The sequence below is a fragment of the Flavobacterium sp. AC274 genome (assembly GCF_979258275.1).
This window is the reverse complement of record NZ_OZ409852.1, coordinates 732,207-744,778: the sequence shown is the minus strand read 5'-3', so window position 1 is coordinate 744,778 and position 12,572 is coordinate 732,207. Positions and strand designations below refer to the sequence as shown.

The window sequence follows — 12,572 nt, the reverse complement described above, 5'->3', positions numbered from 1 at the left end:
AATCAGCGGAAATCTGTTTAATCCGTCAAATCAGCGGGCAATTTCTGCTACTGAAACTCAAAAATTAATGCTCCGAAATAACTTCTAACTCCGTTCGGAAAGAAAGCATTTTATCTGCAAATAATTCCAAAGCTTCTCTATCAAATTTTGGTTGTTCTTCCAGATAATACTTCTCTAAGGTTTCTTTGCTGTCTGTTGTATATTGAACCGAATACGTAATTCCACCCATTTCTTCTTCAATTAAAACCCTAACAATTCTTGCTGAAGAAAATTTTTCTGTTGCCAGAATTTCCGGTATGTGTTTTTCCTGCATCCATTTTAACCATTGGTCGTGAACGCTTTCGTGTATATTGGTGGTAACGTTGTAAATTATCATTTTTTTCTTGTTTAATCGTTTATTCGGTTAAACGTTTAACCGAATAAACGGTTTAACCAAACTATAAATTTTTGTCTCCTCTTAACTCGCGGTATTTTTTTCTGGCATCAACAAAGTAAATACTATCCTGATGATTAAAAATCACCTTCTCATATAATGGCTTTGCCTTTTCTACATCTTTTAGTTCATCGTTGTAAATTTCTGCCGAAAAGAACAACGCTTCATCTACGTAAATTCCATCGCTATGATTGTCAATGATTTGCTGGTACTGGCTTAAAGCCGAATTATAATCTTTGAGACTTTCATAGATTTTACCTAAACGCAACATTGTTACAGCTTCGATTTCCTGTCCTTTAAACGACTTTAGAATGTTCTGAAACTGCGCAATTGCTTCCGGTTTTTTATTCTGATAAATCAAAAAGTCACCTTTTGCAAATTGCTTTAATGCTGTTTGTGTCGAATCAGCAACCGTATTATCGTTTATCAGTAAAAAATATTCAAGAGCGTCATTGGCAATCAATTGTGTGCTTGCCGATTTCAATTCTTTAAATTGTTTTAAAGCCCATTCAAAATCGGTTTTAAAATAACTTGTTTTTGCAGCTTTCAAACTCGCTTCGTGCGACATTACATCATTCTTTAAATCCAATTGAATTTGGGAATAATAAATCAGCGCCTGATTGAACTTTTTCTTCTAAAAGCAAAATATCCGCCAATTCCATTTTGGCATCTGCTTTTTGATAATCATTTAAATTGAGATCTAAAGCTCTTTTTAAAATCGTCTTGCCTTCTTCAGGTTTTTTCAAATTAAAAGCCAGGAAATGCGCCTGAATTATTTGCAAAGATAAGGTAAAAGGAGTTATATCATAAGTTGCGAGCAATTGTTGCAATTCGGTATTAATTAACGGATAATCTTTTTCCTGTGCATTATCAATTTTAATTTGCATCAAATAAGCATTCGTCTGAATCAATAAATCTACATCTTTGGTATTTTGCAGAATAAAATTCAGGATTTCAGTTGCTGTTTCGTCGTCATCTTCATTCATCGCAAACTGACTTAAATTAACGATACTCATCAAAGATTCCGGTTCGCGTTTGTAAATCGCTTTTTCCTGAATAAAGGCTTTACCAAATTCTTTCTGCTGAACATAAAACCAACTCAAATAGTGATTCCAAAACACATCCTGATCTTTTTGTGTTCTCAGGATTAATGCTTTTCGCATGGCATCCTTAAAAGCAGTATTGTCTGTTTCACCCTGCATAAAGCGGGATAATTGCGTTTGAATCAAATTTGAATTCTGCGGATTTTTATAGGATTCTGTCAATAAAAGCTCAATCATCGTATCGGTTTTTCCTAACTGACCGTACAACATTCCTATTTGAAAATTAAAATTGTAGTTGGGCTGAACCTGCATTGCTGTTTCATACGCTTTCAAAGCATATTCCAGTAATACTTTTTTCTCAAACGAACTTCCAATTCCGTAAACATCGTTCGGACTTGTTTTGATTTTCTCGATTGCCTGTTCGTAATAACTTTTGGCTTTCGAGTCGTTTTTTTGAAGCTGGTAATTATAACCCAATTCCACTAAAAAAACACCTTGTTTGTAGCGATTGTATCTTTCCTGAATTACTTTTTGAGCAACATCAAATTGCTGTAATTGCTGGTACGACTCAACCGTTCTTAAAAAATATTGGGTATTGGATGGCGAACTGTTTAAAAGCTGTTCGTAAGCTATTTTGGCTTTTTCAAAATCGCCTTTATCGTAGTAATATTGAGCCAATTGCTCATTTTGGGATATTGCAAAAGTCGACCACAACAAAACGATATAGATAAAGATGTTTTTCATATTTCAGTTTTTTTAGTCTCCGTTTTTTCAAGTGCAGTCGCAATACTGTCGTCTTTATTATAAACTTTGTAATTAAATTACAACAATCTTATGACATTTCAATTTTTTCCTTTGATTTCCAAATAATCAGAGTTAAACCCATTAAAATAAAAGGAATACTTAATATTTGTCCCATATTAATTAGCATATTATTCTCGAAACTTTCCTGATTTTCTTTAAAGAACTCGATTATAAATCTGGCAACGAACATTAACGTTAGAAAGCTTCCAAAAATTAAACCATCCGTTTTTCTGATAGTTTCTGTTTTGTAAAGGTAAAGTACAATTCCAAAAATCAATAAATAGGCAAATGCTTCGTACAATTGTGTTGGATGTCTGGGAATCATGTCGTCTCTTTGAAAAACGATGCCCCAATTTCCATTAGTTGGTTTTCCGTAAATTTCAGAATTCATAAAATTTCCAAGCCTGATAAAAGCTGCCGTAACAGGCACTCCAATTGCCATTTTATCTAAAAGCCATAAGAACTTGACTTTGTATTTTCGACAATATAAAATCATTGCTATCAAAACACCAATAGATCCTCCGTGACTTGCTAAACCCTTATATCCAACAAATTTATAAACTCCGGCAACTTGCTCTATTGGTAAAAGAATTTCGATTGGATGTTTTAGAAAATAAGAAGGTTCGTAAAAAAAGCAATGTCCTAAACGAGCGCCTAAAATTGTTCCAACTATAACATATACCAGTAAACTATCCAGATTATCTAATGGAAGATTTTCTTTTTTGTAAATATTTCTAACAATGTAATAACCCAATAAAAGTCCGCACGCAAAAAGAGCCCCATAATATTTCAAAGGAAAACTATCTGTTATCATAATAATAACCGGATCAACATTCCAATTTAAAATTCCGTTCTCCATAGTCGCAGTTTTCAGTCGCAGTCGCAGTTTTCAGTACTGAGACTGTAAACTGAGACTGTAAACTGTAAAGTAAATTAGTTTATAATATCAAATCCGCAGTAAGGGCGTAAAACTTCTGGAATTACAATTCCTTCCGGTGTTTGGTAATTTTCTAAAATTCCGGCCAAAACTCTTGGCAAAGCCAATGAACTTCCGTTAAGTGTGTGCGCCAGTTGGTTTTTTCCGTCTTTGTCTTTGAAACGTAATTTCAAGCGATTGGCCTGGAAAGTTTCGAAGTTAGAAACTGAACTAATTTCTAACCAGCGATCCTGCGCTGTAGAAAACACTTCAAAATCATAAGTCAAAGCCGATGTGAAACCCATATCACCACCACATAAACGTAAAACGCGGTAAGGCAATTTTAATTCTTTTAAAATATCTTTTACGTGCTCCACCATTCCGTCTAATGCCGCATAAGAATTATCCGGGTGTTCAACGCGTACAATTTCTACTTTGTCAAATTGATGCAAACGGTTTAATCCGCGAACGTGCGCTCCGTAAGAACCTGCTTCACGACGGAAACATGGTGTGTAAGCCGTATATAAAACCGGCAATTCAGTTTCGCTTAATAAAACATCTCTAAATAAATTCGTTACCGGAACTTCAGCAGTTGGAATCAAATATAAATCATCAATTGTTGAATGATACATTTGCCCTTCTTTATCCGGCAATTGTCCTGTTCCATAACCAGAAGCTTCGTTTACCAAATGCGGAACCTGAACTTCATTATATCCTGCAGCCGTATTTTTATCTAAAAAATAATTGATCAAGGCACGTTGCAAACGAGCTCCTTTTCCTTTGTAAACCGGAAATCCTGCACCTGTAATTTTTACACCTAATTCAAAATCGATGATATCGTATTTTTTTACCAATTCCCAGTGAGGCTGTGCACCTTCATGCAAAACCGGAATATCTCCTTCCTGAAAAACATTCAAATTGTCGTCCGGAGTTTTTCCTTCGGGAACAATATCTGCCGGAAGATTTGGTAACGTATATAATTTATTGGTTAATTCGACAGCCAAAGCTTCTGCTTTTTCGCCCAATTCTTTGCTTTTTTCTTTTAATGAAACGGTTTTTTCTTTTAAAATTGCGGCTTTAGATTTCTCACCCGCTTTCATTAATTCGCCTATATCTTTGGACAATTTATTAGATTCGGCTAAAGTATTGTCTAATTCTACTTGTGTTGCGCGACGGGTTTCGTCTAGTTGCACCACTTCTTCAACAACGCTTTTAGCATCGATATTTCGTTTTGCTAAAGCATTGATTACTTTCTCCTGATTCTCTCTAATAAATGCGATTTGTAACATAGCTTGATTTTTATAACTATTGTATTTTTTTATAATGGAAGCAAATTTAATGAAATGTTTGCTAAGAATACGACAAAGTTTAGGAGGAAAAAGTTATTTTAAGTGTTATTACGCAAAGATTTGCGAAGGTTTCACAGAGATACACAAAGTTTTTAAAAAAATCACTTCGTGAACCTCCGTAAAATTCTTTGTATATCTCTGTGAAATTTATTTAAAACAAAAAGAATTAAGTAAATTGCAATTAAAAAATTACAATGATCCATATCGACGATTTTATAGAAAATTTCTCCAGTACTTTCAAAGATCTTCCTCAATCAGAACCCTGGACTATTACAAGCAATCTCAAAAATATAATTGAAAAAATGATTCCTGATCTTGGTGACGATTTTATTATTGAAAATAATATAGCAATTCATAAAACTGCCACAATCGAAAACAATGTAACTATAAAATCGCCGGCTATTATTGCCAAAAACTGTTACATTGGGGCGAATGCTTATTTTAGAGAAGGTGTTTATCTGGATGAATCTGTAAAAATTGGTCCTGGCTGTGAAATCAAAAGCAGTGTTGTTTTTTCTGAAACTGCCGTTGCACATTTTAATTATATCGGAAATAGTATTATTGGCAGAAACATCAATTTTGAAGCCGGTTCGATTGCAGCCAATCATTATAATGAGAGAGCTGTAAAGAAAATTTCTGTGCTTTATAATTCGAAAATCATTGAAACCAACTCGGACAAATTTGGATCGTTAATTGGCGATAATTCCAGAATTGGCGCTAACGCCGTATTGTCGCCGGGAACAATTTTAACTAAAAACTCAATTGTAAAAAGACTTGAACTCGTTGAGCAAGTCGTTTAAATTATTAATACATCAAAATTCAAAAAATGAGTCAAAATACCGCTTTACTTGTAATGGATATGCAGCCCGCAATATTGTCAAATCTTCCTGATGCTACTCAAATTGTAGAAAATGTAGCAAAAGCAATTGCGATTGCCCGATCTAAAAACATTCCGATTATTTATGCTACACTTGGTTTTAAAAACGGAGCAGCTGAAATTAGTACCAACAACAAAACTTTTGCATCAACAAGAGAGCACATAAACCATATTAATTTTGAAGAATTTACCAAAGTTCACCCGGCTTTAGCTCCACAAGAAAATGATATACATGTAATTAAGCGCAGAATAAGTGCCTTTACAGGAAGTGTGTTAGAAGTTATTTTAAGATCGAAAGACATTCAACATCTTGTACTTACAGGTTACGCCACAAGCGGAATTGTTTTATCGACCACAACCGAAGCCGCCGATAAAGATTACAAAATCACCGTTTTGTCTGATGGTTGTGCCGATCGCGATGAAGAAGTACATCGCGTATTAACAACAAAAGTTTTTCTTCGTTCTGCCGATGTTCTAACAATCGAAGAGTGGAAGAATTCGTAAATTACAATTAAGAATTCTTCTGTCAAACTGCTACTAATTTACTGTAATACTTCTGGTTGGCGATGATGTACAAGTTGAATTTCCGTTTTGAATAGATACATCAACTTTTACTGTATAAGTGCCTGCCGCTGCATATATGTGTGAAATAGAAGTTGTAGTTCCGCTTCCTACTGTAACTGTTTGTGCAGGAGTTCCGTCACCAAAATTCCACTTTACAGATTTTAAAGTATAAGTTCCGGAATATTCAATAGAATAATCCATTTTTTTAATATTTGTCTCGTCTGTTTTGTTATGAAGTTTCACATAAATAGATTCTGCAACGCAATCCAATCCCTTTTCGATATCGTCTTTTCCGCAAGAAAAACTTAGTAGTGATGCCACTACGAAAACTATAATTGTAAATTTATTTTTCATAATTTATTTGTTTTTAAGTTATAATCAGATTGTTATTCTTACAAATATATAAAATCAAAAATTATTTTTTCAATTATAAAATCAAATAATCGGTTACTCTACATTAAATAATCGCAAAATATAAGAAAGCTCATAAACTATAAAAAGCGCTACCAAAACAGTATGAAAGGTTTTATTGTGAACCTTTATGGCGACCAAACAAAGCAAAACATGACTTATAATACGCACATAATATTCCTCTTGATTGTACAGAAAATAGTCGCCGCCTTTTATTGCCGTATCAATCATATCGGCAATAAAACTTATGGCTAATATCAAGAAAAACCAATTTTTCCGCGAATAGAAATAATCTTCATATCCGTTATAATCAACCAAATCATCGGGATATAAAATCGCACACAACAAGTAATAAATGAGAATGTAACAGATGATGAAAAAGTAATCGACAAAATACCATTCCTGAATCAGTTTAAGATTAAACTCCCACCACCAAAAATGTATAATCAGCAAAAAAACATAAAACACCCAAAGCGAGTGTACAAAATAAATTTTCTTTCGTCCCGGATGCTGAATAAAAATCACAGATCCTTTTATGAGATGTGTTAAGCTCAATCCCAGAATAATGCCTATAATAGATTTGATGTGTGTTAGTTCTTCCATAAAATGATATCGATTTTATAAAGAACTAAAATTAAATCAATTAATTGAAAAACAATTATTTATGAAGGATAATTTGCCACAAAGTCAAGGAGTCACAAAGTTTTAAATTTCTTTGCGTCTTCGCGACTTTGTGGCAATTGCAGCAAAAAAAACTAAGCACGCTTTATCTCATGCCCAACAAATTCCTCCAAAGCTGCAAACATATCATCAACAGAAAGCACTTCAAAATCTGGGTGATTTTTCAGGAAATTAGCATTGAGCGTAACCAGGTTTTCTTCTAATTCATAAAAAGTATCGTTGTTCAATGAATCCCGAATTGGGTTTACACCTTCTAATTTGCCTTTTAAAAATTTAGCCAGCTTTACGCTGCTCATCAATTTGACTTTCTTGCTTTGTTGCTGAAACAATTCTAAATGTTTTTCGGCGCCAATTAAAGCCAAACCTTCTTCAATCAATTCGTTTAGTTCTTTATTCCAACCTGATTTATAGACAAATTGAGCAAAGTTTCCTTCGGCATATTGCGACCAATAGTAATCGAGATAATAACTCATCAAAGCATCTTCGTGAATAAATTCGTCATCGACACCTTCTTCGCGCATTAAATTGATCACCGAAATATTTGAGTGAATCACATCCTGAAGATTTTCACTGTTCATTGCCGTTTCAGAAACTATTATTCTACCGAATTCCTCCATTATGTTTTGTTTTGATATTTTGAATTGCAAATTTCGATTAAATAAAAACAGAAAAGAAATACAATCTGATTTTATATAGCATCACCATCCGAATTCTTCTTTTCATTCATTTTTGCCACTAGAGCCTTTAATCGCAAGGCGCGTTCCTTCTTTTCCTCCTGAAGTTTAGCTTTTTTCCTGTTGAGCAATTTGGTATGCAAAGCCTTATTTTTCGTGTTTTTTTCGGGTCCTTTTGCCATGATTTCCATTCTTTACTTTGTTTTGCAAATTTCGGGGAAATAATGATATAAACGATAATATTTTTTTGGCGTTCCCTTCGGTCGGGCTATTCGCTACAAGTCCTCGCACTTCCTTCGTCAGGCTGTGGGCTATCCGCTATTATCCCTAACGCATTCAGGTTTTGTGAGAAGTTTTGGTTTTGTGAGATTCTTATGAGGTAAAAAGAGTATTTTAGCTTAACCCAACACATCTTACTTATGATTAAAAACTACTTTTCTATTCTTATTATAGCAGTTATCTTTTTAAGTTGTCAAAAAAGAGATTCAAACATACCTCAAAAAATAGATGAAATTGAATTTTCGTATGTAAGTAGCAGAAGAATTCCTTTTAGTGAAGTAAAAATCAAAATTGCAAAAATGCCAACTAATGATAGCGCAACTGTATTTGTACAAACCAGACCAGCATCAAATGACCCTAAATGGGAATACAGCAAAATTGAAAAATTCATGAAAATTGACCTTAAAAATTTTGAGAAATTTGCTAATGCAGTCTCTTCCTTAGATAAAATAGACATAGACAAAGCCTACGCAGAAGGAAATGATGGTAGTACTTGGCAAATACAATTTGGCTCAAAAGGAAAAAATAAAAATTACTCTTTTTGGTCTCCAAATTATAATACAAAAGAAAGAGAACTGACTACATTCGTAAATTTATCAGAAAAAATTATCGAAGTTTCTAAGTTAAAAAAAGAAGAAATACTTGAAAATTAAGCAAACAAAATATCATGAAAATATATTTAAAAATTTTAATCTTTTTATTTTTCACTAACCTAAATATTTCTGCTCAAAATTCTGACTTCGAAAAACAGGCAATAAATATTGCTTGGCAAACAACTGATAGTTGGCACAAGTCAGATACAATAATTTTAAAAAAACACATTAAAACCGGTATATATTTTGATGGCTTCAAAGTTGCGTTTTATGACGATGGAATATTAGTAACTTCATATATGGAACCATTTATGTTGGATGGCGGATTTTTTGAAAAAAGACAGGTAGGAAAATGGGAAAAAGAAAATGATCTATTGTCTACATCTATAAAAATTGTACGAAATCGAAGTAAGTTTAAGATTTTAAAAGTAACTAAAGAGAATTTAGTTTTACTTATGCTGTAACATTTATATTAAACGCTACTAACGCAACCTTTCAAAAAAACAAACATCTGTTTACAAGTAGATTACTACGAGTATGAAACCAATTCTCATCACTTAAAAACTAAAAACAATGAAACAGATTATTACCTTTAAAAGTGAATAAAGTTCAGTTTTCTGTATTATTGTTTATCTTATTTTTGTGGATTATAAGAGCGGTTTTACACTTATAATAAAAATCAAAAATAAAGTAAATAATGGAAATTCTATTTTTAGCTATAAATTTTATATTATTAATCATCCTGATTGTTTGCCCTGTATTTATAATCAATAAATTATATAAAAGAAACTCAAAAAATACCTTTATCCCTTATTTAATTTTAGCTATAATAACAACTTTTCCTGTAATTTTAGTTCTCGCCTGGTGGTCACATTTTTCATGCGAACTTTTACTGTCTCATTTTGGTTATAATTTTGAAGCCTGGAATGATCTTGAAAGATTTAAAAATGTTGCAATTGAAAATTTAGCCAAAGTAAAAGAAATAGATAAAAGCAGAAAGGGAATTGGCTGGCCATTAAAAGCCTTTATATTTTATCCTATTTATTCTGCATATCTTTTTATTCTATATTTTGTTTTCTACTTTTATAAAAAGAGTAAGTAAAAAAGTAAATAACGATCAGATAATTTTTTTAAAAATTTAAAATATTACTAATCAATACATAGCAAATATTTAACAGTATTAGTTGTAACTTTGATTGGCAAAAAAGTACTAACTTGTTTTTCTAGAGTAGAAAGATCCAATCAAAAAAAGATAAATAATGGAAAACAGAACCACCTTACAATACTACGTTTTAGATGTATTCTCTAATAAAAGTTACAAGGGAAATCCGTTGTCGGTTGTTTTTACAAATGGTGATTTAGACTTAGAAGTTTATCAAAATATCTCAAAAGAATTTGGTTATTCTGAAACTTCTTTTATTTATTATTCTACAAAGAAAAAAGCGTTAAAGGTTCGCTCCTTTACGCCTACCGGAATCGAAATCGACGGCGCAGGACACAACTTATTGGGTGCTGTTTGTGGTGCTTTGCTAAAAAAAATGCCCATTTTTGAAGAACAAAATGAAAGTGATCCGTTTGTGATCATGAAAAATTCGCCAATACCTTTAACGGTAAGTTTTGATCCCGTTACACAATATCCGGTGGTGCAAATGCATCAAAAATCGGCAGTGATCAAGCAAGAAATTCCAACTTATAGAATTGCCGTAGCACTTGGTTTAAAAATCGAAGATCTAGATGTAAATGCTTTTGTACCCACAATTGTCAAAACAGAAGTAGCACACACAATGGTGCCTATAAAAAACAGTCAAATACTCAATAGCTGTATTCCGGATAACCAACTTTTAATAGAGATTTCAAAAGAATATAAATTTGAAGGATTTTATTGTTTCACTCCTGCTGATGAAAATCAGGAACATATCGTCGAAACGAGATTTTTTAACCCTATAATAGGAATAAATGAAGATCCTGCAACAGGAACGGCAGCCGGTCCTTTAATTGGTTTTTTAACTCAAAAGAAATTCACTAAATCAGACAAAGAATATAAAATTCTGCAAGGTGTAAAATTAAAACAGCCTTCGTTGATTGAAGTTATGAATCGTGAAGAAGATATTCTGGTTGGCGGTTCTTCGATTATTACGATGAAAGGTGAACTTTATATATAAAAAAAGCTGCATTAAATCAATATAACCAATTATGAATTACAAAGTATTAATGATAATTTTACTAATCATTGTTATAGCTTTTTACTCCTATAAACAATTTCAAAAAAGTGAAACCATAAAAACAGTTAATATAAATACAATAAAGCAAGGACCAATTGTTCATAATGAATTATCAAATGATCAACTTGAAAAAATAAAAAAGATTCAGACAACCTTTTCTGATGTCTATAAAATTTCTCTTGAAGAAACTATTACAAACTTTAAACGGGATATAAATCCAGATAATGAAATTGAAATTTGGCTGCATATGGTTAATGCATATGAAAAATTCATTTCAAAAGATTCTGAAATTACCTTAAACAAGAAATCGGAAGTATTTAAATTGATTTTAATGCGTTCTATGATGGATGAAAAAGAAGCAATAAAAGAAACGGATCCCAAAATATTAAATGAGAAGGAAGTTGCCGAAATCTTTAATTATTATAATTTCAAATCAAGTCCAATATTAATTATATAACAATTCTAAACGGTACATAAAAAAAGCGGCATTAAATGCCGCTTTTTTTATATCCTAAATTTATTTCTTAATCTCTTGTTCCAATACTTTTTGCATTGGTTGTTGCTGAGGCGGAATCCTTTTCTTCAAGAACAAAATTTGCCCTAAATGACTTGACTGATGTTCCATAACGTGAAACCAGCAATACTGATTGCTTACGTCGTATTTCATTTGAACTTCTGCAAACCAGGCATCATCTCTTTTCTTTAATTCCGAAATGGTTTTTGCTCTTACTTCATTATAAATATCAAGATAATATTGAATATCATGCCCTTTAAATTCATCGCGCGCACCCTGATCGAGATTCAAAGCAGTTTCCCATTTTTTCTTCTCTTCTTCATTAAATTCTCTGTTTTCAAAAGTAAAAACCTGATAGTATTTTTCGGCTGCAGCCAAATGCATTACAAGCGCTCCAATTCGGTTGGCTTTTTCATCATGCAAATAATCAATTTCGTACTGATCCATATTCTTAACGGTTCCTTCAACACGATCTTTAAGATCTTCAAGCATCGAAATCATGTCGGCAATTTTTGGTGAAGCACCCGGAACGTTTCCTATTTTTCCGGTTTCTTTTATTACAATACCTTTTCCTTCAAGTAGTAATGAAAGCTTACCGTCTACGCTTGATTTATTTGAAGAAATGGCATATTCCTTAACCTTAGCATTTTTTTGTTTTACTGTACCCAAAATCCATTTCGGAATATCAGTATTGGTTGCAGGAGTTTCAAAACTTGAATTTAAAATGGTTACAGGTTCAAAGACACCTTTTGTATTTTCTATAAATAATTGAAATTTATCAAAATAAAACTTTCCGTTAAAGGAAGCAACTCCTCCAAAAACTAATGTCTGACTGTTTTCATCAATGGTTCCTTCAACAGTGTACGATTGCCATTCTTTAGATTTTATGGGTCTTTCTGACATATTATCAAAAAAGCCGTCTTCATCATTTTTATTATAGACTCTTACGTAAACTCCTGACCATGCTTTTGGCTCATCTGACTCCACTTTTGCCGAAGCAATGACTCTGAATTTTTTCTTAACCGGAGTCTGAATATCTATTGTTTGACGAAATGCCATCCAGTCATTGGTAATAACTCTTTGTTGTGTTTGAGCTTGTACCGAAACAAAACCTAAAAACAGAAGCAATATTGCGAATCTTTTCATTTTTTATATTTTAACATTTTTTTGTAAATATATACTGTTTTTTTAAGAGTATAAATAATTATTTAA

General features: G+C 32.4%; 15 protein-coding genes and 1 pseudogene. 7 read left to right on the top strand and 9 right to left on the bottom strand.

What is annotated here, in order from left to right; genetic code table 11:
• Positions 1–64 precede the first annotated feature (64 nt).
• From ACZZZT_RS03410 to serS, 4 genes and pseudogenes are all read right to left on the bottom strand, one after another.
• On the bottom strand, positions 65–376 hold the full coding sequence (locus ACZZZT_RS03410) for a DUF4286 family protein (RefSeq protein ID WP_042563531.1): 312 nt from the start codon (positions 374–376) through the stop codon (positions 65–67).
• A gap of 61 nt (positions 377–437) precedes the next feature.
• Positions 438–2,220 (bottom strand): annotated as a pseudogene (locus ACZZZT_RS03405) (tetratricopeptide repeat protein).
• Positions 2,221–2,308: 88 nt separating this feature from the next.
• A complete protein-coding gene (lgt, locus tag ACZZZT_RS03400) occupies positions 2,309–3,139 on the bottom strand; it encodes a prolipoprotein diacylglyceryl transferase (RefSeq protein ID WP_302093985.1) in 831 nt (276 codons plus the stop codon).
• A gap of 74 nt (positions 3,140–3,213) precedes the next feature.
• The gene (gene serS / locus ACZZZT_RS03395; RefSeq protein ID WP_463459409.1) at positions 3,214–4,485 is read right to left on the bottom strand and encodes a serine--tRNA ligase; all 1,272 of its coding nucleotides are present in this window, start codon (positions 4,483–4,485) and stop codon (positions 3,214–3,216) included.
• 254 nt (positions 4,486–4,739) lie between these two features.
• On the opposite strand from serS, the gene ACZZZT_RS03390 reads away from it, so the two are divergent.
• Positions 4,740–5,345 carry a DapH/DapD/GlmU-related protein gene (locus ACZZZT_RS03390; RefSeq protein ID WP_463459408.1) on the top strand — a complete coding sequence of 202 codons (606 nt, stop codon included), beginning with the start codon at positions 4,740–4,742 and terminating at the stop codon, positions 5,343–5,345.
• A 26-nt stretch (positions 5,346–5,371) separates the two neighbouring features.
• Positions 5,372–5,926 (top strand): cysteine hydrolase family protein, encoded by a 555-nt coding sequence (locus tag ACZZZT_RS03385; protein WP_463459407.1) that lies wholly within the window; start codon positions 5,372–5,374, stop codon positions 5,924–5,926.
• A gap of 33 nt (positions 5,927–5,959) precedes the next feature.
• On the opposite strand, the gene ACZZZT_RS03380 is transcribed toward ACZZZT_RS03385, so the two are convergent.
• The 4 genes from ACZZZT_RS03380 to ACZZZT_RS03365 form a co-directional block, all read right to left on the bottom strand.
• Positions 5,960–6,340 carry a PKD domain-containing protein gene (locus ACZZZT_RS03380; protein ID WP_073394338.1) on the bottom strand — a complete coding sequence of 127 codons (381 nt, stop codon included), beginning with the start codon at positions 6,338–6,340 and terminating at the stop codon, positions 5,960–5,962.
• Positions 6,341–6,433: 93 nt separating this feature from the next.
• Positions 6,434–7,000 (bottom strand): hypothetical protein, encoded by a 567-nt coding sequence (locus ACZZZT_RS03375; protein WP_073394339.1) that lies wholly within the window; start codon positions 6,998–7,000, stop codon positions 6,434–6,436.
• Positions 7,001–7,152: 152 nt separating this feature from the next.
• The gene (locus ACZZZT_RS03370; RefSeq protein ID WP_463459406.1) at positions 7,153–7,695 is read right to left on the bottom strand and encodes a DMP19 family protein; all 543 of its coding nucleotides are present in this window, start codon (positions 7,693–7,695) and stop codon (positions 7,153–7,155) included.
• 71 nt (positions 7,696–7,766) lie between these two features.
• On the bottom strand, positions 7,767–7,943 hold the full coding sequence (locus tag ACZZZT_RS03365; RefSeq protein ID WP_302097453.1) for a hypothetical protein: 177 nt from the start codon (positions 7,941–7,943) through the stop codon (positions 7,767–7,769).
• Positions 7,944–8,171: 228 nt separating this feature from the next.
• On the opposite strand from ACZZZT_RS03365, the gene ACZZZT_RS03360 reads away from it, so the two are divergent.
• The 5 genes from ACZZZT_RS03360 (at position 8,172) to ACZZZT_RS03340 (ending at position 11,303) form a co-directional block, all read left to right on the top strand.
• Positions 8,172–8,684, top strand: a complete 513-nt coding sequence (locus ACZZZT_RS03360) for a hypothetical protein (protein ID WP_463459405.1) — start codon at positions 8,172–8,174, stop codon at positions 8,682–8,684.
• A 14-nt stretch (positions 8,685–8,698) separates the two neighbouring features.
• Positions 8,699–9,088: a hypothetical protein gene (locus tag ACZZZT_RS03355; protein WP_463459404.1), complete on the top strand. Its 390-nt coding sequence runs from the start codon at positions 8,699–8,701 to the stop codon at positions 9,086–9,088.
• Positions 9,089–9,321: 233 nt separating this feature from the next.
• Positions 9,322–9,726 carry a hypothetical protein gene (locus ACZZZT_RS03350; protein WP_463459403.1) on the top strand — a complete coding sequence of 135 codons (405 nt, stop codon included), beginning with the start codon at positions 9,322–9,324 and terminating at the stop codon, positions 9,724–9,726.
• A 157-nt stretch (positions 9,727–9,883) separates the two neighbouring features.
• Positions 9,884–10,786, top strand: a complete 903-nt coding sequence (locus ACZZZT_RS03345; protein ID WP_042563541.1) for a PhzF family phenazine biosynthesis protein — start codon at positions 9,884–9,886, stop codon at positions 10,784–10,786.
• Positions 10,787–10,817: 31 nt separating this feature from the next.
• Positions 10,818–11,303 (top strand): hypothetical protein, encoded by a 486-nt coding sequence (locus tag ACZZZT_RS03340; RefSeq protein WP_463459402.1) that lies wholly within the window; start codon positions 10,818–10,820, stop codon positions 11,301–11,303.
• A gap of 60 nt (positions 11,304–11,363) precedes the next feature.
• Here the strand turns inward: ACZZZT_RS03340 and ACZZZT_RS03335 are convergent, their stop codons facing one another.
• The gene (locus tag ACZZZT_RS03335) at positions 11,364–12,506 is read right to left on the bottom strand and encodes a DinB family protein (RefSeq protein WP_463459401.1); all 1,143 of its coding nucleotides are present in this window, start codon (positions 12,504–12,506) and stop codon (positions 11,364–11,366) included.
• Between the last annotated feature and the right edge of the window lie 66 nt (positions 12,507–12,572).

What these genes read in the sequence shown, in the direction of transcription:
- ACZZZT_RS03410 (WP_042563531.1), bottom strand. Translation starts at nt 376, where the DNA reads ATGATAATTTACAACGTTACCACCAATATACACGAAAGCGTTCACGAC.
- lgt (WP_302093985.1), bottom strand. Translation starts at nt 3,139, where the DNA reads ATGGAGAACGGAATTTTAAATTGGAATGTTGATCCGGTTATTATTATG.
- serS (WP_463459409.1), bottom strand. Translation starts at nt 4,485, where the DNA reads ATGTTACAAATCGCATTTATTAGAGAGAATCAGGAGAAAGTAATCAAT.
- ACZZZT_RS03390 (WP_463459408.1), top strand. Translation starts at nt 4,740, where the DNA reads ATGATCCATATCGACGATTTTATAGAAAATTTCTCCAGTACTTTCAAA.
- ACZZZT_RS03385 (WP_463459407.1), top strand. Translation starts at nt 5,372, where the DNA reads ATGAGTCAAAATACCGCTTTACTTGTAATGGATATGCAGCCCGCAATA.
- ACZZZT_RS03380 (WP_073394338.1), bottom strand. Translation starts at nt 6,340, where the DNA reads ATGAAAAATAAATTTACAATTATAGTTTTCGTAGTGGCATCACTACTA.
- ACZZZT_RS03375 (WP_073394339.1), bottom strand. Translation starts at nt 7,000, where the DNA reads ATGGAAGAACTAACACACATCAAATCTATTATAGGCATTATTCTGGGA.
- ACZZZT_RS03370 (WP_463459406.1), bottom strand. Translation starts at nt 7,695, where the DNA reads ATGGAGGAATTCGGTAGAATAATAGTTTCTGAAACGGCAATGAACAGT.
- ACZZZT_RS03365 (WP_302097453.1), bottom strand. Translation starts at nt 7,943, where the DNA reads ATGGAAATCATGGCAAAAGGACCCGAAAAAAACACGAAAAATAAGGCT.
- ACZZZT_RS03360 (WP_463459405.1), top strand. Translation starts at nt 8,172, where the DNA reads ATGATTAAAAACTACTTTTCTATTCTTATTATAGCAGTTATCTTTTTA.
- ACZZZT_RS03355 (WP_463459404.1), top strand. Translation starts at nt 8,699, where the DNA reads ATGAAAATATATTTAAAAATTTTAATCTTTTTATTTTTCACTAACCTA.
- ACZZZT_RS03350 (WP_463459403.1), top strand. Translation starts at nt 9,322, where the DNA reads ATGGAAATTCTATTTTTAGCTATAAATTTTATATTATTAATCATCCTG.
- ACZZZT_RS03345 (WP_042563541.1), top strand. Translation starts at nt 9,884, where the DNA reads ATGGAAAACAGAACCACCTTACAATACTACGTTTTAGATGTATTCTCT.
- ACZZZT_RS03340 (WP_463459402.1), top strand. Translation starts at nt 10,818, where the DNA reads ATGAATTACAAAGTATTAATGATAATTTTACTAATCATTGTTATAGCT.
- ACZZZT_RS03335 (WP_463459401.1), bottom strand. Translation starts at nt 12,506, where the DNA reads ATGAAAAGATTCGCAATATTGCTTCTGTTTTTAGGTTTTGTTTCGGTA.